Origin of the sequence: Gordonia sp. NPDC057258 (genome assembly GCF_042668985.1) — a bacterium.
GTDB lineage: Bacteria > Actinomycetota > Actinomycetes > Mycobacteriales > Mycobacteriaceae > Gordonia > Gordonia hongkongensis.
Genome location: NZ_JBHUXZ010000039.1, coordinates 20,797 through 45,718, shown reverse-complemented (window position 1 = coordinate 45,718; position 24,922 = coordinate 20,797). Strand labels below are relative to the sequence as shown.

Genomic DNA, 24,922 nt, shown 5'->3' with positions numbered 1-24,922 from the left:
GGGCGGTAACCAGCGGTAGAGCCAGATGCCTGATGGTCAGAACCCAACCACCACCGAAGTGGCTAGACAACCCTGACACTGAAACCAGCGGTGGGCGGCTCAACCAGCGGTGGGCGGCTCAGCCGGCAGAGGCGTCCTCGCCGCGGCCCTCGATGTCGCCCTCGGTCTGGAGGTAGACGGTGCGGAGGGCGTCGAGGAGCTCGGCCGGCGGTTCGCGCCACATGTCGCGTTCGACGGCCTCGAGGAGACGTTCGGCGATGCCGTGCAACGCCCAGGGGTTGGACTGCTGCATGAACTGCTGGTTCGTCTCGTCGAGGACATAGGACTCGGTGAGCTTCTCGTACATCCAGTCGGCGACGACGTCGGTGGTGGCGTCGTAACCGAAGAGATAGTCGACGGTGGCAGCCATCTCGAAGGCCCCCTTGTATCCGTGGCGCTGCATGGCCGAGATCCAGCGCGGGTTGACGACGCGGGCGCGGAACACCCGGCTGGTCTCCTCCGACAGCGTGCGGGTGCGGACGGAGTCGGGGCGGGTGCCGTCGCCGATGTAGGCCTCCGGCGAGGAACCGGTCAAAGCGCGAACGGTCGCGACCATGCCGCCGTGGTACTGGAAGTAGTCGTCGGAGTCGGCGATGTCGTGTTCGCGGGTGTCGGTGTTCTTGGCCGCCACGGCGATCCGCTTGTACGCGGCGCGCATGTCGTCGACCGCGGGCACCCCGTCGAGGTCGCGTCCGTAGGCGTAACCGCCCCACTCGGTGTAGACGCGGGCCAGGTCCTCATCGCTGCGCCAGTCCCGTGAGTCGATGAGTTGCAGGATGCCGGCGCCGTAGGTGCCGGGCTTGGAACCGAAGACACGTGTCACGGCCCGACGCCGGTCGCCGTGCTCGGACATCGCGGCGCGCACGTGGGCGGCGACGAAGTTCTGCTCGTCGGACTCGTCATCGGCGGCCGCGGCGAGCGCGACCGCGTCGTCGAGCATCGTGACGACGTGCGGGAAGGCATCCCGGAAGAAGCCGGAGATGCGGACGGTGACATCGATGCGGGGACGTCCGAGTTCCTCGAGGCCGATGAGCTCGAGCGAGGAGACCCGCCGCGACATCTCGTCCCACACCGGCATGACCCCGAGCAGCGCGAGCACCTCGGCGACGTCGTCACCCGAGGTGCGCATGGCGCTGGTCCCCCACACCGACAGCCCCACCGACGCCGGGTATTCGCCGTGGTCGGTCAGGTAGCGCTCGAGCAGGGAGTCGGCCATCGCGCGGCCGGTCTCCCACGCCAGCCGTGAGGGCACGGCCTTCGGGTCGACCGAGTAGAAGTTGCGTCCGGTCGGCAGCACGTTGATCAGCCCGCGCAGCGGTGACCCGCTCGGTCCGGCCGGGATGAACCCGCCGTCCAGTGCGTGCAGCACCCGCGGGACCTCGGCGGTCGTCTGACGCAGGCGCGGGACGACCTCGGTCGCCGCGAAAGTGAGCACATCCCCGACCGCGCTGGGCAGTCCCGCGGTGGCCGCGGCAACTGCTTCGGTCGACCAGTCGTCCTTGGCGCAGGCGGCGACGAGTTCGCGGGCCTGCGCCTCGACGGCGTCGACGGAACCGCGTTCGGCCGAGCCGTCTTCGACGAGTCCGAGGGCCTCGCGCAGGCCGGGCAGGGCCGACGTGCCACCCCAGAGCTGGCGTGCGCGCAGCATGGCGAGGACGAGGTCGACCTCGGCGTCGTCGCGCGGGGGCTCGCCGAGCACGTGCAGCCCGTCACGGATCTGCACGTCCTTGATCTCGCACAGCCACCCGTCGACGTGCAGCAGCATGTCGTCGAAGACCTCTTCGTCGGGCCGTTCGGTGAGCCCGAGGTCGGAGTCCATCTTCGCCGCGGTCAGCAGTGTCCAGATCTGCTGGCGGATCGCGGGCAGCTTCGCCGGGTCGAGTGCGGAGATGTTGGCGTGCTCGTCGAGAAGCTGTTCCAGCCGGGCGATGTCGCCGTAGGACTCGGCGCGTGCCATCGGCGGGATCAGATGGTCGACGAGAACCGCATGAGCGCGGCGCTTGGCCTGCGTCCCCTCGCCCGGGTCGTTCACCAGGAACGGGTAGACGAGCGGGAGGTCGCCGAGGGCGGCGTCGGTCCCGCAGTCCGCCGACATGCCGAGGTTCTTGCCGGGCAGCCACTCGAGGTTGCCGTGTTTGCCGACGTGCACGATGGCGTCGGCGCCGAAGCCGGTGTCGTGCGCCGCGATCCACCGGTACGAGGCCAGATAGTGGTGCGACGGCGGCAGATCCGGATCGTGGTAGATCGCGACCGGGTTCTCGCCGAACCCGCGCGGCGGCTGCACCATGATCGCGATGTTGCCGAAGGTCAATGCCGCGATGACGATGTCGCCGTCGGGATTGTGCGTGCGGTCGACGAACAGGTCGCCCGGTGCGGGTCCCCAGTGTTCGGTGACCGCCGAGCGCAGCCCCTCGGGCAGGGTGTCGAACCACGATCGGTAGTCGCGCGCCGACAGGCGGATCGGGTTGGCCGCGAGGGTCTCCTCGGTGAGCCAGTCGGCATCCTGACCGCCGGTGGCGATGATCTGGTGGATCAGCGCATCCGAATCATCTTCGGCGAGACCGGGGATCGCGTCCGGGCCGGCCTCCGGGCCGATGTCGTAGCCGGCGTCGCGCATTGCGGCGAGCAGGCGCAGCAGGCTGCGCGGGGTGTCGAGACCGACGGCGTTGCCGATCCGCGCGTGCTTGGTCGGGTAGGCCGACAGCATGACTGCGATCCGCTTGTCGGCGGCCGGGGTCCGACGCAGCCGGGCGTGCGCGGTGGCGATCCCCGCCACCCGTGCGCAGCGCTCGAGATCCGGCTGGTACCACGGCAATCCGTCGTCGTCGAACTCCTTGAAGGAGAACGGCACGGTGATGATGCGGCCGTCGAACTCGGGCACCGCCACCTGGGTGGCGACGTCGAGTGGCGACAGGCCGTCATCGCTGTCCTCCCAGTCCGCGCGGGACCCGGTGAGGCAGAGACCCTGCAGGATCGGGATGTCGAGGGCGGCCAGCCGTTCGATGTTCCACGCCTCGTCGTCGCCGCCGGCCGATGCGGTGGCCGGGGTGGCGCCGCCGGCGGCCAGCACCGTGACCACGAGGGCGTCGGCGGTACCGAGCAGCTCGAGGAGGTCGTCGGGGGCGGTCCGCAGCGACGCGCAGAAGATCGGCAGCGCGCGGGCCCCGCGGTCCTCGATCGCATCGCACAGCGCGGCGATGTACCGCGTGTTGCCCGCCAGGTGCTGGGCGCGGTAGTAGAGGACCGCGATGGTCGGGGCGTCGGGCCCTTCGTGGCTCGTCGACCTCGACGCGCTCCTTCGTCGCTCGCTCGGCCCGGCGGCTTGCGCTCCTCGCACCTCAGGGAGCAGAGAAGGGCCGGCTTGCGCTCCTCGCACCTCAGGGAGCAGAGCCGAACCCTCAGGGAGCGGAGAAACGTCAGGCAGCGCAGAAGCCTCGGGGCGCGAGGAACGTTCGAGCACGCCCCACGCGGGGGTCTGCTGCGGGAGTTCGAAACCGTTGCCGGTCAGCAGGACGGTGTCGGACAGGAAGTGGTGCAGGTTCACGAGGTTGGCGACACCGCCCGCGGCGAGATAGTCGTGGGCCTGGGCGGCGACGCCGGAAGGCACGGTGGAGTGCGCCATCAGATCGGGGTCGGGCTGCTGCTCACCGGAGCAGACGACGAGCGGCTTGCCGGTCGCCTCGACCGCAGCCAGCCCGTCCTCCCAGGCGCGTACGCCGCCCAGGATGCGCACGACGATGAGATCGGCGTCGGCGGCAAGGCGCGGGATGTCCTCGATCAGGATGCGAGAGGGATTCGCGCCGCGGTAGGACACCGACGCGTCGGGCGACGCGGTGCCCTCGTCGGCAGCCGAGGCCGTGAGCAGGTCGGTGTCCGAGGTCGAGAGCAGCAGGATCATCGTGTCTCCTCGCCGGGTTGTCGCGCCCGGTGCGTGTCGGTGCCGTGAGTGGCGGGTGCAGTGCGAGGGTCTGGTCTGACTTCCGGATGTCCGGCCGATGCCGACCCCCGGTCACAGTGGCGCGACCGCGCCGGAATCGCACCGGCTTCAGCCCGCTCGCGGTGCGTTCAGCCTACGGCCACCGCGCCCGCCGGTCGTAGGCTGGTGGGATGAACCAGCCAGCCCGGGCCGCCACCGACCGTTGCCCAGGCGTCTTCGACACGCACCCGGCGGCCGACGGCGCGTTGGCCCGTGTCCGGCTGCCGGGCGGACGGATCCGTCCGGACCAGCTGGAGATGCTCGCCCGGGCCGCCGCCGACCACGCCGACGGGCACCTGGAACTGACGGTGCGCGGCAACCTCCAGCTGCGCGGGATCACCGACGTCGAAGCCGTCGCGCAGGCCGTCGTCGCCGCCGGGCTCGCGCCGAGCAGCAGCCACGACAAGGTGCGCAACATCGAGCTCAGCCCCCTGACCGGTCGCATCGGCGGCGACGCCGACGCGCGTCCGCTCGCCGCGGCCCTCGACGACGCCCTGCGGGCCGACCCGGCCGCGGCCACCCTGTCCGGCCGGTTCCTGTTCGGCATCGACGACGGGCGCGGTGACATCGCCGGACGACGACCCGACGCGTGCGCGGTGATCCGGGGCGACACTCCCCTGGCCGCAGATGTGCTCATCGGCGGGACGGCCGTCGGATCGGCCACCGGTACGGAGGCGATCGTCCGCGCGCTCATCGCGGTGGCCGCGGGTCTGGGCGAGGTCTCGCCCGGCGCCTGGCGGGTCCGCGACCTCGACGACGACTCCCGGCTCCGGCTCGCGGAACTCATCGCCTCGACGCTGGATCCCGTCATCGGGGCCGACCCGGGCTCGGCACCGGTCGCCTCGGAGGAACCGATCGTCGGCTGGTTCGACCAGGACGACGGCGCGGTGCTGCTCGGCGCGGTCGTCGAACTCGGACGCTTGCCGGCCCGGCTGGCGGAATTCATCGCGGCTGTGCAGGCGCCGGTCGTGTTCACCCCCGACCGCGAGATCCTCCTGTGCGACCTCGGCGAAGGGGTGGCCGAGACCGTCGTCCGCGTGCTCGCACCGATGGGTCTGATCTTCGACGCCGCTTCGCCATGGGCCCAGGTCAGCTGCTGCGTGGGAGCCCCGGGTTGCTCGTCCGCGCACGCGCCGGTCCGGGACGACCTGATGGCCCGAGTGCAGGACGGCGACCCCGTCGAGGAGCGCGAACACTGGGTGGGCTGCGCCCGTGGCTGCGGGTCGCCGGCCGAATCGCACCTGTCGGTGCAGGCCACGCCCGACGGCGGATACGAACGGCGGCGCCGTTAGGCTCGTTCCCACCATGACCGAGTACCTGCGTGACGGCGCCGCGATCTACCGCCAGTCCTTCGCCACGATCCGCGCCGAGTCCGACCTCTCCGCGTTCGCGCCCGACGTCGCGACCGTTGTCGTCCGCATGATCCACGCGTGCGGCCAGACCGACCTGACGCACGACGTGGTCGCGACGCCCGGCGTCGTGGCCGCCGCACGCAGTGCACTCGAGGCCGGCGCCCCGATCCTCTGCGACGCCAACATGGTGGCGTCCGGGATCACGCGCAAGCGTCTCCCCGCGGACAACGAGGTGCTCTGCCACCTGTCCGAACCCACCCTCCCGGCCCTCGCCGAGAAGATGGGAACCACGAGGACCGCTGCGGCACTGGAGTTCTGGCGGCCGCGCCTGGAAGGTGCCGTGGTCGCGATCGGCAACGCGCCGACCGCACTGTTCGCGCTCCTGGACATGATCGACGACGGCGCACCGCGTCCCGCCGCCGTCGTCGGGGCACCCGTCGGTTTCGTCGGCGCGGTCGAATCCTGCGCGGCACTGGCCGAACGCGACGACCTCGAATTCATCACGGTCACGGGCCGGCGCGGCGGGTCGGCGATCACCGCGGCCGCGGTCAACGCGCTCGCGACCCCGCAGGAATGATGGTGGATCACATGAACTCTGACAGCACCGCAGCGGCCGGACGGGAGTCATGGCCGGGCACGCTCTACGGCATCGGACTCGGCCCGGGTGACAGCGAGCTGATGACCGTCAAGGCCGCCCGCCTGATCAGCACCGCGGACGTGATCGCGTATCACTCTGCGCGACACGGCAACAGCATCGCGCGATCGGTGGCCGCACCCTACCTGCGCGACGGCCAGACCGAGGAACGTCTCATGTACCCGGTCACCACCGAGACGACCGACCACCCCGGCGGATATCAGGGCGCGCTAGACGACTTCTACGCCGAGAGTGCCGAACGCCTCGCGGTGCACCTGCGTGCGGGCCGCGATGTCGTCTTGCTCGCCGAGGGCGATCCGCTCTTCTACAGCTCCTACATGCACATGCATAAGCGCCTGGCACCGCACTTCGACGCCGAGATCGTGCCCGGCGTCACCTCGGTCAGCGCGGCGTCCGCGGCGACCGGGGTCCCGCTCGTCGAGGGCGAGGAGACGTTGACCGTCGTGCCCGGCACCGCGTCGACCTCGGAGCTGCTCTTCCGTTTCCGGTCCGCGGACGCGATCGTGGTCATGAAACTCGGTCGGACCTTCGAGCGGGTGCGCGACGCCCTCCGCGAGGCCGGGCGTCTCGACGAGGCCTTCTACGTCGAACGCGCGTCGACGACCGTCGAGCGGGTGCTGCCGGCCGCCGACGTGAATCCCGCGGAGGTGCCGTACTTCTCGATCCTCGTCGTCCCCGGACGCCGCAACAATCCGATGTTCGAACCTGAGCCCGTGCCCGGTGAACTCGTCGTCGTGGGCCTCGGACCGGGTCACGACAGCTGGACCACCCCGGAGGTCCGCGCCGAACTGGCCACGGCCACCGACCTCGTCGGTTACACCACCTATCTCAAGCGCGTCACCCCTCGGCCGGGGCAGCGAGTACACGCCAGCGACAACCGGGTCGAGGCCGAGCGGGCCGAGTTCGCGCTCGACCTCGCTCGACGCGGCGCTCGCGTCGCCGTCGTCTCGTCCGGTGATCCCGGCGTGTTCGCGATGGCCGCCGCGGTCGCCGAGGTCGCCGCACAGCCCCGGTGGCACGAGGTGCCCGTCCGTGTGGTGCCCGGCGTCACGGCCGCGACCGCGGTCGCCGCTGCCGTGGGAGCGCCCCTCGGGCACGACTTCGCGATCATCTCGCTCTCCGACCGGTTGAAGCCGTGGTCGGTCATCGAACGGCGCATCCGAGCCGCACTCGGTGCCGACCTGGTGATCGCCATCTACAACCCGGGCTCGGCGAGCCGCACCTGGCAGGTCGGCGCCCTCAAACACACTCTCTCGCAGACGGTGTCGCCCGATCGCATCGTCGTCCTCGGACGGGACGTCGGTGGTCCAGAGCAGCAACTCACCACCACCACGGTCGCGGACTTCGATCCCGCGGTCGTCGACATGCGCACGATGATCATCATCGGGTCGTCGGCGACAAAGGTCGTGTCGCGCGCGGCCGGAACGTTGGTGTTCACGCCGCGCAGTCACCACCCGGTCGACAGCGACGATCACACCGCCGACCACTCAGCCGGACAGCTCCTCGAGCCAGTTCCGGGCGGCACCGACATCTGAGACGACCGGCGTGTCGGGTTCGGCGGGCCGGTCGACCATGATGACCTCGATCCCGAGTTCGGCCGCGGCCGCCAGCTTGGCCGAGGTCAGCGTTCCGCCGCTGTTCTTCGTGACCAGCAGATCGATGTCGTTGTCACGCAGCAGCTCTCGCTCCGACCGGTGGTCATAGGGCCCCCGCGAGCGCAGCACCTCGTGATGCGGCGGAAGCGCTCCGGTCGGGGCGTCGACGACCCGGATCAGGAACCACGCCGAATCGATCCCCGCGAAGACACCGACGTCCTGGCGGCCGGTGGTCAGGAAGACACGTCTGCCGCGGGCGGCCACTTCACGAGCGGCAGCGGGCAGGTCGGGCACACGGATCCAGGTGTCGATGTCTCCGGGCACCCAGGGGTCCCGGCGCAGGCGCAACAGCGGCACACCCGCATCGGCTGCGGCCCGCGCCGCGCTACGGGTGATCGTCGCGGCAAACGGATGGGTCGCATCGACCACTGCCTGAATGCGGTTGCTCTGCAACCATTCCCGTAGCCCGTCGGGTCCGCCGAACCCGCCGATGCGCACCGGACCGACCGGTAGGCGGGGGTGTTTCACCCGGCCGGCGAGGGAACTGATGAACGCGATGTCGGTGTCGGCGAGGGTCGAGGCGAGCGCTCGCGCCTCCCCGGTCCCGCCGAGGATCAGGACGTGCGGGACAGGATCCGGCGGGATCTGTTTGGTCACGGCGTCGAGTCGCGATCAGCGCGGAGTTTGGTCATCCGCGCGTGCGAGTACAGATAGCTGTCGGTGACGTCCGACCGGCGCGGGCCGAGCACGTGGCCGACGAAGATGACCGCGGTCCTCCGGATGTCGGCGGCGTCGAGGGCCTCGGGCAACCGGTTGAGCGGACACCGCACGATCTGCTCGTTCTCCCGACTGGCGAAAGCGACTGTGGCGGTGGGGCAGTCACCACCGTAGTGCGGGGCTAGCGCCGCCACGATCTCCTCGGCCCGATGGGCTGCGAGATGCAGCGCGAGTGTCACCCCCGTCCGGGCCAGGGTCGCGAGGTCCTCCCCCGGCGGCATGTCCGTCGACAGGGTGGAGACCCTCGTGATCAGCAGGCTCTGGCCGACACCGGGGATGGTGAGTTCGGTGTCGAGTGCCGCCGCGGCAGCCGCGAACGCCGGGACACCGGGCACGATCTCATGATCGATTCCACGCGCGGTCAGCTCACGCTGCTGCTCGGACATCGCCGAGTACACTGAGAGGTCACCCGAGTGGAGGCGGGCCACGTCGTGCCCCTTGCCGACGGCCGCCGCGATGACATCGATGATGTCCGACAACGGCATCCGCGCCGTGTCGATCAGTTCGGCACCGTCGGGACACAGGTCGAGCAGTTCCGGGGGCACCAGTGACCCGGCATAGACACAGGTCTGGCACTCCCCCAGCAGCCGCGCTCCGCGCACCGTGATGAGATCGGGCGAACCCGGGCCGGCCCCGATGAAGTAGACGGTCAACGGAGCGCCTCCGTCGAATCCGCGGCGGCAGCGTGGGGTGCCGTCTTCGCGACGGCCCACTGCACGATCGGCAGCGCGGGGCGCCAGGTGTGCATCGTGCCGAGCGGTGCCACGGTTTCGACCGACAGGCGTCGTAGGTCACCGCCGTGTCGGGCGTGCCAGCGCGTGACGAGCGTCTGGTTCTCCACGGTCACCGCGTTCACGACGAGCCGCCCCGAGTCCGGCAGCCTGGTCCAGACGAGCGAGAGGATCTCCTCGTCCAGTCCGCCACCGATGAAGACGGCATCCGGTTGCGGTGCGTCGGACAGGCCGACGGGAGCCGGGCCCCGCACCGAGAGCCGATGCGCCACCCCGTGTCGGGTGGCGTTGCGTCGCAATCGATCAGCGCGATCGGGATCGCGTTCGAAGGCGACGACCACTCCCCGGTCGTCCGCGCGCAACCACTCGATCGTCACACTGCCCGACCCGGCCCCGATGTCCCAGAGGACCTGCGCGCCGGCCGGTTCCAACGCGCACACGGAGAGGGCACGGATCGTCGACTTGGTGATCTGACCGTCGTGTTCATAGGTGTCGTCCGGCCGGCCCGGGAGCCGGGACCGGCGGGGTCCGACGCAGTCGACGGCGACGATGTTGAGCGGGTCCCCGGCCCGGCGGCGCCAGGTCTCGGCCGTACCGGTGGCGATCTGTTCGGCGGGCCCACCGAGCTGCTCGAGGACGGTCATCGTGGACGCACCGAAACCGGCGTCGACCAGGATGCCGGCGAGTGCGGCGGGTGTGGTCTCGTCGCGGCTCAAGACCAGTACGCGAGCCCCGTCGGTGACCTCGCCGAGCACCACGCCCGGCTCGGCGCGCACCGCACTGACGATCCGGGTCGTGGCGAGGTCCCAGCCCAGACGCGCACAGGCGAGGCTCGCGCTCGACACTGCCGGATACACCCGTACCCGGTCGGCACCGACGCGCGCGATGATGCTCGCACCGACGCCGTGGAACATCGGGTCGCCGCTCGCCAGGATGTGGATCGTGTCCGGGTGAACGGCGTCCGCGGCCTCGCTCTCGACCACTTCTGCGAGGTGTTCAGACATCGGCGACCGCCACGGTCGCAGTTCGGCGTCCAGTTCGGGCACCGCGCCGTCGAGGAGCGCCAACTGCCGCGCAGCGCCGTAGATCACGCGAGCGCGCCGAAGTTCGTTGCGGACGGTCTCGCCCAGACCGGACCAACCGTCGGCGCCGATACCCACCACGACGAATGCGGACGCCACCGCAGTGGATTCCGCGGAGGTCATCGGGGCAGTCTCCGCCACACGGCACGCGGCAGCAGTCGCATCCCGAAGAACAACGGACGCAAGGTCCCCGGGATCCAGACCTCGCCGCGGCCCTTGCGAAAGGCATGAGCCACCGCGTCGGCGACCTGCTCGGCATCCCGCGACAGCGGGGCCGGCTTCACCCCGGACGCCATCAGGTCGCGGGTCATCGCGCCGATCACGAAGCCCGGGCGGGCCAGCAGCAGGCGAGCGCCGGTGCCGTGCAGCGCATCCGCGAGTCCGCTCGCGAATCCGTCGAGGCCCGCCTTGGTCGACCCGTAGACGTAGTTGGCGCGGCGCACCCGGACACCGGCGACCGAGGAGAAGACGATGATGGTTCCGGAGCCCTGCGTGCGCAGTACCGAAGCGAGCGGGGTCAGCACGCTGATGTGGGCGTAGTAGTCGGTGTGGGCGATCTGAAGTGCATGCGCCACATCGGTTTCGGCGCGGGCCTGGTCGCCGAGGATGCCGAACGCGATGATCGCGATCCCGATCGGCCCGTGTCGTTCGGCCAGCGACGCGACCAGCGTTGGATGGCTGTCGGTGTCGTTCGCGTCGAAGGCGACGGTGTGTACCTCGGTTGCACCGGCATCAAGCAGTCGTGCGGACTCGACCACGAGGTCGTCGGGACGGCGGGCCGCCAGGACGACGGTCCGCCCGGGTGCGAGGCGCGCCGCCGTGGCGACGCCGATCTCGCTGCGGCCGCCGAACAGCACGAGGGCACCGGACGGGTCGGTGTCCGGACGCGCTGATGCCCCTCTGCTGCGTGACGCCATGGCTGCCAGTATCGCATCGGCCCCGCGACCGACCGTGTGCGGCGTCGCGGCTAGTTTGGTGTCATGCCTCGTACCGCCGCCGATCTCGGGCCCGATGCGCTCGCCTTCCTCGTCGAACGCCACCTCGGGACCCTCACCACGCTGCGCGCCGACGGCACCCCCCACGCCGTGGCCGTCGGCTTCACCTGGGATCCCGACGCCGGCCTGGCGAGGGTCATCACCTCGGACGGCAATCAGAAGGTCCGCAACACCGAGCGTGGTGGCTACGCGGCTGTCACCAACGTCGACGGCCCGCGATGGCTGACCCTGGAGGGACCCGCGACGGTGAGTCGTGAGCCCGAGCGCGTGCGCGAGGCCGAGCAGCGCTACGCGCAGCGATACCGGGAGCCCAGGCCGAACCCGCGCCGCGTCGTGATCGAGATCAGCGTGAGCCGGGTGCTGGGTTCGGCGTCGCTGTTCAGCTAGTGACGCGCGTCGGAAGTCGGATGCTTCTTGCGGAGCCGTCCGGCACCGGCCCGGCCAATACACCACCCGGGTGGTCCGCAACGGACCCGACGAAGGCCGCTGCGCCTGGCGACTCAACCCTGAACCCGGCGCACCACCCAACCCCGAACACATCAACCGCCGACCCGACATACTCCGACGGTTCGCAGAACATCTGAACACCGGGCGCGATGAGATCCACGGACCTACCACCCGACGGTTTGGCAGGCTCGGTCGCCGGACCCTTCGTGACGCGCCCCCGGATTCAAACCCGCCAACCAGCGAACTTCAACTCGACTGCTGGACCTCGATCGAAGTCCAGCAGTCGAAATGAGGTTCACCGGTCGAATTTCGCCTACAACCGGACGAGTTCGTGCGGGCGGTTGTTCAGCGACTCGCAGCCGTCATCAGTCACGACGACGATGTCCTCGATGCGGGCACCCCAGTGACCGGGCACGTACACCCCCGGCTCGACGCTGAACGCCATGCCGGTGCGCAACGGGATGTCGTTGCCGCCGACGATGTACGGCTCCTCGTGTACCGACAGCCCGATCCCGTGGCCCGTCCGGTGAATGAACCGATCGGCCAGGCCGCGCTCGGCGAGAAGATCACGCGCCGCCGCATCGATCGAGGACGCGCTCACCCCCGGCCGGACGGCGGCCACCGCCGCGCGTTGGGCCGCGAGCAGGGCGGCGTAGGCGTCGGCGATGTCGGCGGGCGGATCGTCGAAGCAGTAGGTGCGCGTGGAATCGGAGTTGTAGCCCGGCTCTACCGGGCCGCCGATGTCGATCACGACGATGTCGGACCGCTCGATGACCCGGTCGGAGAATTCGTGGTGGGGATCGGCTCCATTCGGTCCCGACCCGACGATGATGAAGGCCGCCTCGGTGTGTCCCTCCTCGAGGATCGCGGCGGCGATGTCGGCGGCGACCTCGCGTTCGGTGCGGCCGGGGATCAGCCAGTCCCCCATCCGCGAGTGCACCCGGTCGATCGCGGCACCCGCGCGGCGGAGCGCGTCGACCTCCGCGGCGTCTTTGATCATTCGCAGTTCGCGGAGCACGTCGGTCGCCAATTGCGGTGTGGCGCCGGTGTGTCGGGCCAGCGGGATGACGTGGAGGGCGGGCATGGAGTCGGAGACCGCGATCCGCGGCTGCGACGGCAATCCGGCCAATGAGAGAGCGTGGGCGTCGTCGCCGTCGACCCAGTCGGCCACCTCGATGTCGAGATCACCGACCGCGGAGGACGACAGCGACGGGACCTCGAGCCGCGCGATCACCAATCGGGGATCACTGGTCGCGGGGATCACGAGCGCCGTGAGCCGTTCGAAGGTCTCCGCCCGGGAACCGATGAGGTACCGCAGGTCCGGCCCGGGGGCGACGACCAGCGCGTCCAACTCCGCGGCGCGGGTGAGTTCGGCGGCGCGGCGGACCCGGTCGCGATAGACCTGCGCCTCGAAGAGTGGCCCGGCTCCGGTCCCCTCGCCCGCCGTCGCGACCCGTGCTGCCCCACTCCCAGATGCCATGCGACGAACACTACCGCCGACTCATGACAGAGTGTGGGGGTGACGGATTCGTTGATGCTGCTCGACGGCGCCAGCCTGTGGTTCCGATCGTTCTTCGCGCTGCCGGAGAAGATGACCAGCCCGGATGGGCGACCGGTCAACGCCGTACGCGGTTTCGTCGACACGATCGCCAATCTCGTGGTGCGCGAACGCCCCACACGCTTGGTGGTGTGCCTCGATCTCGACTGGCGCCCCGAGTTCCGCACCGACCTGATCCCCACCTACAAGGCCCATCGCGTCGCGGTCCCCGACGGTGGGACCGACGTCGAGGGCCGGGACATCGACGTCGAAGAGGTACCCGACACCCTCACCCCGCAGGTCGACATGATCATGGCCGTTCTCGCGGCAGCGGGCATCGCCACCTCGGGCGCCGTCGGTTGTGAGGCCGACGACGTGATCGGCACGCTCGCCTACGACGAGGCGAACGATCCGGTGATCGTGGTCAGCGGTGACCGGGACCTGCTGCAGGTGGTCGCCGACGATCCCGTCCCGGTGCGCATCCTGTACGTCGGCCGCGGTCTGGCGAAGGCCGAGATGATGGGCCCGGTGGAGGTCGCCGAGAAATACGGCGTGCCGGTCGAGCGCGCGGGTATCGGCTACGCGGAGATGTCGATGTTGCGCGGAGATCCCTCGGACGGTCTGCCGGGCGTGGCCGGTATCGGCGAGAAGACCGCGGCGAAACTGATCACCGAGTACGGCAGCCTCGACGCCCTGGAGACGGCTGCCGCCGACCCGTCGTCGTCGGTTCCGACGCGGAGCCGCAAAGCACTGCTCGCCTCGGTCGAGTACCTGCAGGCGGCGCGGACCGTCGTCTCCGTGCGCACCGACGCCGAGACGATCGACAGCGGTTCGGACATCCTCCCGGCCGAGCCCGCCGACCCCGCGGCCCTCGCGGAACTCGTCGAGGAGCTGGGTATCGGAGCGTCGGTGGGGAGGCTGGCCAAGGCTCTCGGCTGGCCCCAGGCCGGCTGAGGCCGCATGTAGCAGCCGGCTGAGGCCGGACGTGACAGCCTGCTGAGGCCGGACGTCACAGCCGGTCGAGTCAGCTGGGGCGCGAGACCTCGTAGCGGCCGTCGTCGTCGATGAACGTGACGGTGACCTGCTGCTGCTGCCCGCCGACGGTGACCGAGCACGTGAACGACGCTCCGGTCTCCACCCGCTGCCCCGACGGGCACTGGACGTCGGAGACGTCGCTGGCCTGGTAGTCCTCGGTGAGGATCTTCTGCACGCCGTCCTGCGCCGCCTGCTGATCGAGGTTCTTCGGTGCCCATCCGGGGAAGAGGAATGCGGTGATCAGCACGATCGCGGCGATGAGGAGCAGCGCCCCGCCGCCGACGAACATCAGCGTCCGGGCGGTCTTGTTCGACTTCCCGGTCGCCATTCCGCTGAACTGGTCGCCGCCCCCGTACTGGTTCTGCCCGTATTGGTTCTGCCCGTATTGGTTCTGGGCGTACGGGTCCTGGCCGGCGGGCTGCTGGCCGTACTGTCCGGGTGCCCCGTACTGACCCGCCCCGTACTGACCCGGTCTCCCGTACTGACCGGCTCCATATTGCTCGGCGCCATACTGACCGCCGGGCTGCCCGTAGGGCTGACCGGCCGGTTGTCCGTACTGCCCCGGTTGTCCGCCGGGATGACCGACCTGAGTCGGCTGGGACTGAGACGGGGCCGACTGGGGCGGCTGGCCCGTCGGCCCACCCGGCTGCTGGTACGGGTTTTGCTGGTAGGGATTCTGTTGGTACGGATTCTGTTGCGGCTGACCATAACCCGGGTTCTGTGACCCGGGGTTGGCGGAGCCCGGGTTGGGGGCCATCGTGGTCGGGTCGGCCTGCGGGGCGCCCGTCGGAGTGGCGCCGGGGAGGTTCACGATCTCGGTCTTGCCGTCGGGACCGGACTGATCACCGGAGGGATTCGGCTGGGACGGGTTGGGGTTGTACGGGTCGGTCATGAGTCCCTCCCACTCGGCCGTTCACCCGGACGGGTGCCGGCGAACTGTGACGTCGCGGCAGTATCGGGGCAGGACACGCCGACACCGAATGCGGGATGAACGTTACCTCAGCGGCCTGGGACTATCAGCGAACATCGCGCGTGGCCCGGCGTCGCGTCGTCCGGTGAACCGACACCGGCCCACACTCGTCGGCGGAGGTCGACGGCGCGGTTCAGCCGAGCTCGGCGGCGACCACGCCGCGGCGGATGGCCTTGACCGCTGCCCGCGCCGTCCCACCGAGGCGCGTGTCGGAGCCCACCCCGAGTCGGATCTGTTCGAGCAGGTCCACGACCTGCCGGTTCCATCGCACGAAGTCGCCCGGAGAGAGCAGCTGTCCGCGTTCGCCCGCCAGCAACAGGGCCTCGCCGAGCGAACGACCCGACGCCCACGTGGCCACGGCGACCGAGAAACCGGTGTCCGGTTCGCGTGTCGGACTGACCCGATGACGCTGCTCGACCGCGGTGACCCGCGACCAGATCTCGACGGTCGCGGCCATCGCCGCACGCATCGAGCTGCTGCCGGGCAGGGCGTCGACCCCGCTGTAACTGTCGCGCCGGCTCTCGTAGACGAGTGCGGCGACGACCGCGGCGAGGTCGGCGGGTGACAACTCGTCCCAGACCCCGGCTCGGATGCACTCGGTCACGACCAGGTCGCTCTCGCTGTAGATACGGCCGAGGAGCTTGCCCGAATCGGTCACCATCATCGTGTGCCCGGTGGACTCGGTCGACTCGGCGACGCGCTCGAGATATCCCAGCTCGCTGAGGACGCCGACGATGTGATCGAAGGTGACCCCGAGGGTGGACGTCCGCTCCCCGATGCTCCGCTCGGCGTTGACGATGTCGCGCACCAGCCGGTTACGGCGTTCGGCGAGCCGGAACAGCTCGTCACCGTTGGACAGCTGATGTGCCGGGTGCGCGCGCAGGGTTCGCCGAAGGTTCGCGAGTTCGGTGTCGTCGGCGGCGTCGGCGCGCTTCTTCTGACGTCCGCGCGGCATCTCGATGCCGGTCGATCGCAACGCCGACGCCAGGTCGCGGCGACCGCGCCCGCTGCGTCGGTCGGCGTTCTTCGGCATCCGCATGTTGCCCAGCACCTCGGGCGGGTTGACGAAATCGCGGGTACCGACGCGTCCGCACCAGGCGTCCTCGGTCAGTACGAGCGGCTTCGGATCCTGCGCTTGCGTGGCCGGTTCGATGATGACAGCCAGACCGCGGTGCCGGCCGACGGGTACGCCGATGACATGACCGCGTTTGAGTGCGGCCAGGTCAGCGGTGATGGCGTCGTGTGTATTGACCCGCTTGCGGTACTTCAGATCTCGTTCGCGGCGGCGGATGTCCTCGCGCAAAGTGATGTAACCGAGGAAGCCCGCGTACGGACCGTCGTCCGAATCCGATTCGGCGCCACCAGGTTCCACCCCCCGCGCCTGTGCGGCGCGGGCCAGCTCGCCGTCGAGCTTGCGCAGCGCCCGTTGCGCCTCGTCCAGCTTCCGCGCCTGACCGACGACCGATCGATCGGCCTGGAACTGGGCGAACGACCGATGGAGCAGCTCACGCGCGCCGTCCAGGCCCAATCGGCCGAGCAGGTTGACCGCCATGTTGTATTCCGGGGAGAACGAACTCCGCAGCGGGAACGTCCGCGCGCCGGCGAGGCCGGCGACCTCCTCCGGCACCACCTCGGGTGTCCACACCACGACGGCGTGACCCTCGACGTCGATCCCGCGACGGCCGGCGCGACCGGTCAGCTGCGTGAACTCGCCGGGCGTCAGGTCGACGTGCGATTCGCCGTTGTACTTCACGAGACGCTCGAGAACCACCGAGCGAGCGGGCATGTTGATGCCGAGCGCGAGCGTCTCGGTGGCGAACACCATCCGGACCAGGCCGCGCACGAAAAGTTCCTCGACCGTGTGCCGGAAGGTCGGGAGCATCCCCGCATGGTGCGAGGCCAGTCCGCGTCGCAGCCCCTCACGCCACTCATGCACCCCGAGCACGTCGAGGTCGGCCGGCGCCAGTTCGGTGAGGTGGCGGTCGACGATCGCGTCGACCTCGCCGATCTCTGCGGGAGTCAGAAGCGAGATCCCGGATCGCAGACACTGCGCCAGGGCGGCGTCGCAACCGACACGGGAGAAGATGAAACCGATCGCGGGGAGCAGCCCCTCGCGGTCGAGTCGCGTGACGAGGTTCGGCCGGGAGAGCGCGGGTCCCCGTCCGTCGCGTCGACGGGGCGCGCCGCCACGTCCTCGGCCACGGCCGCGCGACGACTCCCGCTCGTCGTCGGCCATCAGGATCCGGTGCCGGATCTGGCGTTTGAGCTCCGGATTGACGCGCGGTCGCGTTCCGGCCTTGCGGGCCGGACCGGTGTCGGCCGGATCGAACAGGTCGAACAGTCGCTGCCCGACGAGCATGTGCTGGGACAGCGGCACCGGACGGTGTTCGTCGACGATCACCGAGGTGTCACCGCGAACCGTCTGGATCCAGTCGCCGAACTCCTCGGCGTTGCTCACCGTCGCCGACAGACTGACGACCCGCACCGACGGTTCGAGGTGCAGGATCACCTCTTCCCACACCGCCCCGCGGAACCGGTCCGCCAGGAAGTGGACCTCGTCCATGACGACGTGGGACAGACCGTCCAGGGCCCGTGATTCGGCGTAGATCATGTTGCGGACGACCTCGGTCGTCATGACGACGACCGGGGCATCGGGATTGATCGAACTGTCGCCGGTCAGCAGCCCGACCGACTCGTGCCCATGGACGGCCACGAGATCGTTGTACTTCTGGTTGCTGAGCGCCTTGATCGGCGTGGTGTAGAAGCACTTCGAGCCACCGGCCAGGGCCAGATGGACGCCGAACTCGCCGACGATGGTCTTACCCGCGCCGGTCGGTGCGCACACCAGCACACCGTGGCCGCCCTCGAGCGCCTCACACGCGCGGCGCTGGAAGTCGTCGAGGCGGAAAGCGAGTCTCGACGTGAACGAGTCGAGTTGGGTCACAGGACGTCGTCGAAGGTCTCGCGTGCCCGCGTCGACGTACGGGTGGCGTTGGCGACCGCGTTCGCCGGCGCCGGGATCGGCGATGCCGGGGCGATCGGTTTCGTCGGCGGCAGTGGGCTGGCCTCGTCATCGGAGAGGCCCGCCCATGCGGGCGCCTTCTTCGCCTTGCGTCGGTCGAAGATCCGCGCGAACTGGATCGCGAACTCGAGCAGCACGGTGAGCGCGAGGGCCAGTGCGAGCATCGTGAACGGATCCTGGCCCGGTGTCGCGATGGCGGCGAAGACGAAGACCGCGAAGATGAGCCCGCGGCGCCAGCTCTTCAACCGGGCGTAGGTCAGCACGCCGACGACGTTCAGCGCGATGATCAGGAGCGGGAGTTCGAAGCTGACGCCGAAGATCACCAGGACGTTGAGCATGAAGCCGAAGTACTGGTCACCCGCGAGTGCCGTGACCTGGACCTCGTTGCCGACCGTGAGCAGGAAGTCGAAGGCCTTGGCCACCACCAGATAGGCAAGCACCGCGCCGCTGACGAACAGGGTCGTCGCCATAGCGACGAACATGATGCCGTAGCGACGTTCGTGGGCGTGCAGACCCGGCGTGATGAACTGCCAGATCTGGTAGATCCACACCGGACAGGCGAGAACCACACCCGCGGTCAGCGCGACCTTCAACCGGAGCATGAACTGGTCGAACGGACCGGTCGCCAGAAGGCGACACGAATCATCCGGGGTCAGCGTCGCGCGCGACGACGCGGGCAGATCGCAGTACGGCCCGCGCAGCACGTCGCCGAGCGACGGGATGCCCAGGAAGCCGTGGCTGTACCAGACGAACCCGAAGATGGTGGTGGCGATGATGGCCAGCAGCGAGATGACCATACGAGTGCGCAACTCGTACAGGTGCTCGACCAACGACATGGTGCCGTCGGGATTGAGTTTTCGCTTGCGTTGCCGCGGGTCGAGGCGTCGGGGAATCGGGAGAGTGCGCACTGGCGATGCTCCGACGCGCCCCTAAGCCGATTTCTTGGCGTCGGCGTCGCGCTGCGTGGCCGGCTGGGTCGAGTCACCCACGGGCAGCTCGCGTCGTGCCGGATCGTTCGCTGCCGCGTCGGTGGTGGCCGGCGCGTCCTTGTCGTCGTCCTTCTGCATCTCCTTGACCTCGCTCTTGAAGATGCGCAGCGACTGTCCCAGACCACGGGCGGCGTCCGGCAGCTTCTTCGAGCCGAACAGGATCAGCAGCACGATGGCGACGATCGCCCAGTGCCACCATGACGTGAAGCCCATGAGATCACCCTTCAGTTCGGAGCAGACAGTGTCCAATGCTACCCGACACACGCCGAGCCGGAGGGGCCCAGCCGTGGCCGGTCTCAGCGATAACGTCCGCGGGCGGCCGCCGCGGTGTCGGCGACCGCGGCGGCGACCGCCGGGTCATCGACGACCCGCACGGCGCCGGCGAATCCGAGCAGGAATCGGGTGAGCCATTCCGGCGAGCCGTAGACCAACCGGGCGCGGACGGGGAGACCTGGATCGGGCCGGTCCTCGACGGTCTCGAGGGGTTCGAGCGGGTAGTAATCGAGAATCCACAGGTGATCGGCGTCGATCTCGATCTCGACGGCCGGGAGGTCGGGGTCCTCGGCGACGAGCACCGACTGATTCGACGCCGCCGCCTCGGCCGGCGGACGACTCGGCTCGTCGAGGGCGGTCGCGGTGTCGACGCGGTCGAACCGGAACAACCGCACGCCTTCGGCCATCCGGCACCAGGCCTCGAGATAGGTGTGCTGGTCCATGACCTGCAGGCGGATGGGGTCGACCACGCGGTCGGTGACGCTGTCGCGTCCGGCCGAGTAGTAGCGCAGCCGCAATGCCCGCGCTTTCTTGGTGGCCTCCCGGATCGTCGTGTACGTGGGGTTCTCCCCCGACGGGCCGGCGGGTGTGTCGGACGCGCCTGCGAGCCCCGGCACCGTCGCACCCACCGCCTGCTCGATCTTGGCGATCGCCCGCCTGGCCGCCGCGACGTCGACGACGCCCGGGGTCTCGACCAGCGCCCGCAGTGCGACGAGGAGCGTACTCGCCTCCACGGTCGTCAGCCGCAGTGGCCGGTCCATGCCCGCGGTGAACCCGACCGTGACGTAACCCTCGCTGAACTCGAGCTCGATCAGGTCGTCGGGGTAATAGCCCGGAAGCCCGCAGACGAAGAGCAGCTCGAGGTCCTTCGTGAGCTGCGCTTGCGTGACCCCGAGTTCGTCGGCGGCCTGAGCAACCGAAATGCCCCGCCGCGCCTGGAAGTACGGGACCATCGCCAGCAGCCGGTTGAGTCTCGACGGCGCTGCCGCGGCCATCAGACGTTCACCCCCATCAGACGGTCGAGGCTCGCGATGACGAGCTCGCGCAGCTCGGGTGGGTCGAGGACGACCGCATCTGGGCCCACACCCAGCACCATCCGTGCCACCGCCGTCAGCGAGTGGACGTCGAGGGTCACGATGTCGCCGGGTTCGCCGTCGCAGTCGGCGGGTTCGGTCGTCGTCGCGGCCCGGCGGAGGCCGAATGCGCGGTCGGCCGCGACCCAGATCCGCGCGGTCCGTCCGTCCGAACCGGCAGCGGAATCGACCGCCGCGGAGACGATCTGCTGGAGATCGGTGCCGGCCGGGACCACGACCGCGTCGGCGGCACCGACCGCGGCGACCGCCGTGATCCGCGACAGCCGGAAGGTCCGGGTGGCGTCGCGGTCGCGATCGTGGCCGACGACGTACCAGCGGCCCCGATGCGACACGACCCCCCACGGTTCGACGCGTCGGGTGGTCGGGGCGGCCGCGGCAGACGATCGATGCTGGAACTCGACGGCACGGCGGTCCTGGACCGCGGCGAGCAGGCCGGCGATGACCTCTTCGGAACCGAGCGATCGCGACGACCCGCCCGAGGTGATCCCCAGATCGTCCTCGGAGCGGACATCGAGCCCGGCGGCCCGGAGCTTGAGGATCGCCGTCTGCGACAGCGTCGAGACCTCGGGGGTGTCCCACAGCGCGGCGGCCATGGCGATCGCCGCGGCCTCGTCGGACTCCAGCGAGATCTCCGGCAACTCGTAGGAGTCGCGGTCGATGCGATATCCCTCGGCGCCGGCCGCCATCGGCGACCGGCCGGTCACGAGCGGGATCCCGAGATCTCGTAGCTCGTTCTTGTCCCGCTCGAACATCCGGTTGAACGCCTCGTCGGACTGCCCGTCGTCCGAATAGCCCGCGACGTTGCGGCGGATGTAGTCGGCGGTGACGTACTGCCGCGTCCACAGCAGGCAGATCACGAGGTTGAGCAGACGCTCGACTTTGGGGGTTGCCACCGAGTCAGGTTAGAACGTGGCCGTTCACCGCGTGCGGAGGCACGCTGGGTTCGCCGGTGACCCGGCGCTCACATCGAGGCGATGAGGCGATCGACGCGCTCGTCGACACTGCGGAACGGGTCCTTGCACAGCACCGTCCGCTGGGCCTGGTCGTTGAGCTTGAGGTGAACCCAGTCGACGGTGAAGTCACGCCCGGCTTTCTGCGCGGCCGAGATGAAGTCGCCACGGAGCTTGGCACGTGTGGTCTGCGGCGGCTCGTTGACCGCGGTCTTGATGGCCTCGTCGGTGGTCGCCCGGGCGACCAGCCCCTTGCGCATCAGGACGTCGAACACGCCGCGACCGCGTTTGATGTCGTGGAACGCCAGGTCGAGCTGCGCGATCTTCGGATCCGAGAGCTCCATCGAGTACCGGTCCTGGTAGCGCTGGAACAGCTTGCGCTTGATGACCCAGTCGACCTCGGTGTCGACCTTGGCGAAGTCGTCGCTCTCCACGGCATCGAGCATCCGTCCCCACAGGTCCACGACCATGTCCATCTCGGGGTCGGGCCGGCGGTTGGTGAGGTGCTCGACGGCGCGGGCGTGGTACTCGCGCTGGATGTCGAGGGCGCTGGCCTGCCGACCGCCGGCGAGGCGCACCGGGCGCCGCCCTGTCGGGTCGTGGCTGACCTCGCGGATGGCGCGGATCGGATTGTCGAGCGCGAAGTCGCGGAACGCGACACCGGCCTCGATCATCTCCAGGACGAGAGCCGCCGAACCGACCTTGAGAAGTGTGGTCATCTCCGACATGTTCGAGTCGCCGACGATGACGTGCAGCCTGCGGTACTTCTCGGCGTCGGCGTGGGGCTCGTCGCGCGTGTTGATGATCGGGCGCGACCGGGTGGTCGCCGAGGAGACGCCCTCCCAGATGTGCTCGGCGCGCTGGGACAGGCAGAAGGTCGCGGCCTTGGGGGTCTGCAGAACCTTGCCCGCACCACAGATCAGCTGGCGCGTCACGAGGAACGGCAACAGGACGTCGGAGATGCGGGAGAACTCCCCCGCCCGCACGACGAGATAATTCTCGTGGCATCCATAGGAGTTGCCGGCCGAGTCGGTGTTGTTCTTGAACAGATAGATGTCGCCGCCGATGCCCTCGTCGGCCAGGCGTTGTTCGGCATCGACGAGCAGGTCCTCGAGAACCAGTTCGCCTGCGCGGTCGTGGTTGATCAGCTGGATGAGGCTGTCGCACTCCGCGGTGGCGTATTCGGGATGCGATCCGACGTCGAGATAGAGGCGAGCGCCGTTCTGCAGGAAGACGTTCGAGGACCGGCCCCACGACACGACCCGGCGGAAGAGGTACCGCGCGACCTCGTCCGGACTCAGCCGGCGGTGGCCGTGGAAGGTGCACGTGACACCGAACTCGGTCTCGATGCCCATGATTCGTCGCTGCACTTGACCAACCCTACTCGCGCGGACCGCGGCGGACCGGTCGACACGCACCGGCCGCCGCGCGCCGCGGCGTTCTCGTCACTGTTCGGAGGATGGCGTCTCACCAGGGACTTCGTCCGCCTCGGACGGTGTATCCGTGGACTGGGCCGCCGCAGCCTGCGGGAGGAGCCCTTCGACCGTGGACGTCGTGAGGCGCCGGAACGCGCGCCGCGGACGGTTGTGGTCGAGGACCGCGACCTCGAGATCGCCCGCGGCGAGCACCCGGCGTTCGGTCGGGGTCCCGCCACCGTTGTCGGCCGGCGCCGTCAGGGCGGTGACCGCGACGCCGATCGCCCGGCCGAGCTCCATGTCGGGCTCGTAGCAGTCCTTGAGGGCCGCCGCGATCGGTTCGGTCGCCCCGCCCATCACCAGGAAGCGGGTCTCGTCGGTGATCGACCCGTCGTAGGAGATCCGGTACAGCTGCGACCGTTTCGGCTTGCCCGGACGGGCGACCTCGGCGACGCAGAGCTCGACCTCGAACGGCTTCGCCTGCTCGGTGAAGACGCTGCCCAGTGCGTTGGCGTAGGTGTTGGCCAGCGACAGCCCGGACACGTCGGCACGGTCGTAGCTGTAGCCGCGCATGTCCGCGATCTGGATGCCGGCTTTGCGCAGGCTCTCGAACTCGTTGTACTTGCCCACCGCCGCGAAACCGATCCGGTCGTAGATCTCGCTGGTCTTGCGGAGCGTGTTGGACGGGTTCTCCGCGACGAACAGCACACCGTCGGCGAACGTGAGGATCACGACGCTGCGTCCCCGGGCGATGCCCTTGCGGGCGAGCTCCGAGCGATCGCGCATGATCTGCTCGGCACTGGCGTAGTACGGGAAGGTCATCGGGCACCCCCCTCGTGCTCGGCGCTGCGGCGTTCGACGACGGCACGTGCCGCCGCCTCGATGTCGGTCGGGTCCACCTCCCGGGCCCCGTCGGCGCCGACGATGGCGGCCATCGGGAAGATCTTGCGGACCAGATCGGGCCCGCCGGTCGCCGAGTCGTCGTCAGCGGCGTCGTACAGCGATTCGACGGCGATCGCGAGCGCCTCGGCGGCGGTCAGATCGGGTCGGTAGAGCTTCTTGAGCGAGGACTTGGCGAACACCGACCCCGAGCCGATGGCGGTGTAACCACCGAACTCCTCGTGCCGGTCACCCGCGACGTCGAAGCTGAAGATGCGTCCGCGTTCGTTAGGATCGTCGTGGTCGATGTCGTAGCCGACGAGCAGCGGAATGGCCGCCAGGCCCTGCAGGGCCGCGCCGAGATTGCCCCGCACCATCGAGGCCAGCCGGCTGACCTTGCCGTCGAGGGTCAGCGGGACGCCTTCGATCTTCTCGTAGTGCTCGAGTTCGACGGTGAACAGCCGGACCATCTCGATCGCGATCCCGGCGGTGCCGGCGATCCCGGCCGCCGAGTACTCGTCGGTGATGTAGACCTTCTTGACGTCGCGCGTGGCGATGAGGTTGCCCATGGTGGCCCGGCGGTCCCCGGCGAGGACGACCCCACCCGGGTACGACACGGCCACGATCGTCGTGCCGTGCGGGATGTCACCGGCGCCGTCGGCGCCGCCGGCGAACGACCCCACCCGGTCGACCTGGGCCTGCGGGAGTTGTTCCGGCGCATGCGTCCGGAGGAATTCGGTGAACGACGAGATGTCGGCGCCGGCGAACGCGCCGGGGCGGAACTGGGACAGCGGGGGCAGTGAACCGAACCTGTCGCTCACTGGCCGCCCTTCTGGACGTAGGCGCGCACGAAGTCCTCGGCGTTCTCCTCCAGCACGTCGTCGATCTCGTCGAGCAGGTCGTCGGTGTCCTCGGCCAGCTTCTCGCGACGTTCCTGTCCGGCGCCGGAATCGGGGCCCACGCCCTCGTCGTCGCCGCCGCCACCACGCTTGGTCTGTTCCTGCGCCATCTGCTGCCTCCTTGAAACCGATCGCCCCTTGGCGGGCTACCGCGGTCGAGGGAGTCGGGATCGGGTGTCGCTGTCGCGGCGGTGATCCGGTGTCTCGACC

Annotated in this window: 21 protein-coding genes, 1 pseudogene and 1 riboswitch; of the genes and pseudogenes, 6 read left to right on the top strand and 16 right to left on the bottom strand. The window is 69.7% G+C overall.

The genetic code is table 11. The annotated features are described in order from the left end of the window. Positions 1 to 118: 118 nt before the first annotated feature. The gene (cobN, locus tag ACFUEJ_RS20760; RefSeq protein WP_388031587.1) at positions 119 to 3,937 is read right to left on the bottom strand and encodes a cobaltochelatase subunit CobN; all 3,819 of its coding nucleotides are present in this window, start codon (positions 3,935 to 3,937) and stop codon (positions 119 to 121) included. Between the two features lie 71 nt (positions 3,938 to 4,008). Then, positions 4,009 to 4,086: riboswitch (cobalamin riboswitch) on the bottom strand. Between the two features lie 60 nt (positions 4,087 to 4,146). Between cobN and cobG the strand changes: the two genes are divergently transcribed. Genes cobG through ACFUEJ_RS20745 form a run of 3 tightly spaced genes read left to right on the top strand, consistent with a single transcriptional unit; the run spans position 4,147 to position 7,557 of the window. Further along, positions 4,147 to 5,307, top strand: coding sequence for a precorrin-3B synthase (cobG, locus tag ACFUEJ_RS20755; protein WP_388031585.1), 1,161 nt, complete (start codon positions 4,147 to 4,149; stop codon positions 5,305 to 5,307). A gap of 13 nt (positions 5,308 to 5,320) precedes the next feature. Further along, positions 5,321 to 5,944 (top strand): precorrin-8X methylmutase, encoded by a 624-nt coding sequence (locus ACFUEJ_RS20750; protein ID WP_078112424.1) that lies wholly within the window; start codon positions 5,321 to 5,323, stop codon positions 5,942 to 5,944. 11 nt (positions 5,945 to 5,955) lie between these two features. Further along, positions 5,956 to 7,557, top strand: coding sequence for a precorrin-2 C(20)-methyltransferase (locus tag ACFUEJ_RS20745; protein WP_388031583.1), 1,602 nt, complete (start codon positions 5,956 to 5,958; stop codon positions 7,555 to 7,557). Here ACFUEJ_RS20745 and ACFUEJ_RS20740 read toward each other — a convergent pair. Genes ACFUEJ_RS20740 through ACFUEJ_RS20725 form a run of 4 tightly spaced genes read right to left on the bottom strand, consistent with a single transcriptional unit; the run spans position 7,510 to position 11,124 of the window. Continuing rightward, on the bottom strand, positions 7,510 to 8,274 hold the full coding sequence (locus ACFUEJ_RS20740; RefSeq protein WP_388031581.1) for a cobalt-precorrin-6A reductase: 765 nt from the start codon (positions 8,272 to 8,274) through the stop codon (positions 7,510 to 7,512). The genes ACFUEJ_RS20745 and ACFUEJ_RS20740 overlap by 48 nt on opposite strands. Continuing rightward, entirely contained in the window at positions 8,271 to 9,047 is a 777-nt protein-coding gene (cobM, locus tag ACFUEJ_RS20735; RefSeq protein ID WP_388031578.1) for a precorrin-4 C(11)-methyltransferase, read from the bottom strand. The genes ACFUEJ_RS20740 and cobM overlap by 4 nt, the downstream gene beginning before the upstream one ends. Then, complete coding sequence (cbiE, locus tag ACFUEJ_RS20730; RefSeq protein ID WP_388031576.1) at positions 9,044 to 10,330, bottom strand: precorrin-6y C5,15-methyltransferase (decarboxylating) subunit CbiE; 1,287 nt, start codon at positions 10,328 to 10,330, stop codon at positions 9,044 to 9,046. Before cbiE ends, cobM begins: the two co-directional genes overlap by 4 nt. After that, entirely contained in the window at positions 10,327 to 11,124 is a 798-nt protein-coding gene (locus ACFUEJ_RS20725) for an SDR family NAD(P)-dependent oxidoreductase (RefSeq protein WP_159370779.1), read from the bottom strand. Before ACFUEJ_RS20725 ends, cbiE begins: the two co-directional genes overlap by 4 nt. Positions 11,125 to 11,187: 63 nt before the next feature. On the opposite strand from ACFUEJ_RS20725, the gene ACFUEJ_RS20720 reads away from it, so the two are divergent. Both ACFUEJ_RS20720 and ACFUEJ_RS20715 read left to right on the top strand, forming a co-directional pair. Continuing rightward, positions 11,188 to 11,589 (top strand): PPOX class F420-dependent oxidoreductase, encoded by a 402-nt coding sequence (locus ACFUEJ_RS20720; protein WP_078112421.1) that lies wholly within the window; start codon positions 11,188 to 11,190, stop codon positions 11,587 to 11,589. Between the two features lie 37 nt (positions 11,590 to 11,626). Then, positions 11,627 to 11,941, top strand: a pseudogene (locus ACFUEJ_RS20715) (HNH endonuclease); the annotation flags it as partial. Positions 11,942 to 11,962: 21 nt separating this feature from the next. Here the strand turns inward: ACFUEJ_RS20715 and ACFUEJ_RS20710 are convergent. Further along, positions 11,963 to 13,129 (bottom strand): Xaa-Pro peptidase family protein, encoded by a 1,167-nt coding sequence (locus ACFUEJ_RS20710; protein WP_277242857.1) that lies wholly within the window; start codon positions 13,127 to 13,129, stop codon positions 11,963 to 11,965. Between the two features lie 54 nt (positions 13,130 to 13,183). Here ACFUEJ_RS20710 and ACFUEJ_RS20705 point away from each other — a divergent pair, with 54 nt between their 5' ends. Further along, positions 13,184 to 14,140 carry a 5'-3' exonuclease gene (locus tag ACFUEJ_RS20705; protein ID WP_159371904.1) on the top strand — a complete coding sequence of 319 codons (957 nt, stop codon included), beginning with the start codon at positions 13,184 to 13,186 and terminating at the stop codon, positions 14,138 to 14,140. Between the two features lie 70 nt (positions 14,141 to 14,210). Here the strand turns inward: ACFUEJ_RS20705 and ACFUEJ_RS20700 are convergent, their stop codons facing one another. The 10 genes from ACFUEJ_RS20700 to ACFUEJ_RS20655 form a co-directional block, all read right to left on the bottom strand. Next, on the bottom strand, positions 14,211 to 15,113 hold the full coding sequence (locus ACFUEJ_RS20700) for a DUF4333 domain-containing protein (RefSeq protein ID WP_159370777.1): 903 nt from the start codon (positions 15,111 to 15,113) through the stop codon (positions 14,211 to 14,213). 211 nt (positions 15,114 to 15,324) lie between these two features. Beyond that, the gene (locus ACFUEJ_RS20695; protein WP_159370776.1) at positions 15,325 to 18,135 is read right to left on the bottom strand and encodes an RNA helicase; all 2,811 of its coding nucleotides are present in this window, start codon (positions 18,133 to 18,135) and stop codon (positions 15,325 to 15,327) included. Continuing rightward, the gene (gene tatC, locus ACFUEJ_RS20690) at positions 18,132 to 19,049 is read right to left on the bottom strand and encodes a twin-arginine translocase subunit TatC (protein WP_091344258.1); all 918 of its coding nucleotides are present in this window, start codon (positions 19,047 to 19,049) and stop codon (positions 18,132 to 18,134) included. The genes ACFUEJ_RS20695 and tatC overlap by 4 nt, the downstream gene beginning before the upstream one ends. 93 nt (positions 19,050 to 19,142) lie before the next feature. After that, on the bottom strand, positions 19,143 to 19,415 hold the full coding sequence (tatA, locus tag ACFUEJ_RS20685; RefSeq protein ID WP_065632214.1) for a Sec-independent protein translocase subunit TatA: 273 nt from the start codon (positions 19,413 to 19,415) through the stop codon (positions 19,143 to 19,145). An 83-nt stretch (positions 19,416 to 19,498) separates the two neighbouring features. Further along, positions 19,499 to 20,470, bottom strand: a complete 972-nt coding sequence (locus ACFUEJ_RS20680; RefSeq protein WP_065632213.1) for a YafY family protein — start codon at positions 20,468 to 20,470, stop codon at positions 19,499 to 19,501. Then, the gene (locus ACFUEJ_RS20675) at positions 20,470 to 21,462 is read right to left on the bottom strand and encodes a helix-turn-helix transcriptional regulator (RefSeq protein ID WP_388031569.1); all 993 of its coding nucleotides are present in this window, start codon (positions 21,460 to 21,462) and stop codon (positions 20,470 to 20,472) included. The genes ACFUEJ_RS20680 and ACFUEJ_RS20675 overlap by 1 nt, the downstream gene beginning before the upstream one ends. 68 nt (positions 21,463 to 21,530) lie before the next feature. After that, complete coding sequence (gene pafA, locus ACFUEJ_RS20670; protein WP_004019052.1) at positions 21,531 to 22,889, bottom strand: Pup--protein ligase; 1,359 nt, start codon at positions 22,887 to 22,889, stop codon at positions 21,531 to 21,533. A gap of 75 nt (positions 22,890 to 22,964) precedes the next feature. After that, positions 22,965 to 23,756 carry a proteasome subunit alpha gene (gene prcA, locus ACFUEJ_RS20665; protein ID WP_388031566.1) on the bottom strand — a complete coding sequence of 264 codons (792 nt, stop codon included), beginning with the start codon at positions 23,754 to 23,756 and terminating at the stop codon, positions 22,965 to 22,967. Continuing rightward, positions 23,753 to 24,634 (bottom strand): proteasome subunit beta, encoded by an 882-nt coding sequence (prcB, locus tag ACFUEJ_RS20660; RefSeq protein WP_388031564.1) that lies wholly within the window; start codon positions 24,632 to 24,634, stop codon positions 23,753 to 23,755. Before prcB ends, prcA begins: the two co-directional genes overlap by 4 nt. After that, positions 24,631 to 24,822 carry a ubiquitin-like protein Pup gene (locus ACFUEJ_RS20655; protein ID WP_004019064.1) on the bottom strand — a complete coding sequence of 64 codons (192 nt, stop codon included), beginning with the start codon at positions 24,820 to 24,822 and terminating at the stop codon, positions 24,631 to 24,633. The genes prcB and ACFUEJ_RS20655 overlap by 4 nt, the downstream gene beginning before the upstream one ends. Between the last annotated feature and the right edge of the window lie 100 nt (positions 24,823 to 24,922).

Excerpts from the sequence above, each read along its gene's own strand:
- ACFUEJ_RS20655 (WP_004019064.1), bottom strand. The coding sequence starts at position 24,822 with ATGGCGCAGGAACAGACCAAGCGTGGTGGCGGCGGCGACGACGAGGGC.
- ACFUEJ_RS20750 (WP_078112424.1), top strand. The coding sequence starts at position 5,321 with ATGACCGAGTACCTGCGTGACGGCGCCGCGATCTACCGCCAGTCCTTC.
- prcA (WP_388031566.1), bottom strand. The coding sequence starts at position 23,756 with ATGACCTTCCCGTACTACGCCAGTGCCGAGCAGATCATGCGCGATCGC.
- ACFUEJ_RS20680 (WP_065632213.1), bottom strand. The coding sequence starts at position 20,470 with ATGGCCGCGGCAGCGCCGTCGAGACTCAACCGGCTGCTGGCGATGGTC.
- tatC (WP_091344258.1), bottom strand. The coding sequence starts at position 19,049 with ATGTCGTTGGTCGAGCACCTGTACGAGTTGCGCACTCGTATGGTCATC.
- ACFUEJ_RS20745 (WP_388031583.1), top strand. The coding sequence starts at position 5,956 with ATGAACTCTGACAGCACCGCAGCGGCCGGACGGGAGTCATGGCCGGGC.
- ACFUEJ_RS20720 (WP_078112421.1), top strand. The coding sequence starts at position 11,188 with ATGCCTCGTACCGCCGCCGATCTCGGGCCCGATGCGCTCGCCTTCCTC.
- ACFUEJ_RS20710 (WP_277242857.1), bottom strand. The coding sequence starts at position 13,129 with ATGGCATCTGGGAGTGGGGCAGCACGGGTCGCGACGGCGGGCGAGGGG.
- cobG (WP_388031585.1), top strand. The coding sequence starts at position 4,147 with ATGAACCAGCCAGCCCGGGCCGCCACCGACCGTTGCCCAGGCGTCTTC.
- cobN (WP_388031587.1), bottom strand. The coding sequence starts at position 3,937 with ATGATCCTGCTGCTCTCGACCTCGGACACCGACCTGCTCACGGCCTCG.
- tatA (WP_065632214.1), bottom strand. The coding sequence starts at position 19,415 with ATGGGCTTCACGTCATGGTGGCACTGGGCGATCGTCGCCATCGTGCTG.
- ACFUEJ_RS20725 (WP_159370779.1), bottom strand. The coding sequence starts at position 11,124 with ATGGCGTCACGCAGCAGAGGGGCATCAGCGCGTCCGGACACCGACCCG.
- cbiE (WP_388031576.1), bottom strand. The coding sequence starts at position 10,330 with ATGACCTCCGCGGAATCCACTGCGGTGGCGTCCGCATTCGTCGTGGTG.
- ACFUEJ_RS20700 (WP_159370777.1), bottom strand. The coding sequence starts at position 15,113 with ATGACCGACCCGTACAACCCCAACCCGTCCCAGCCGAATCCCTCCGGT.
- ACFUEJ_RS20705 (WP_159371904.1), top strand. The coding sequence starts at position 13,184 with ATGCTGCTCGACGGCGCCAGCCTGTGGTTCCGATCGTTCTTCGCGCTG.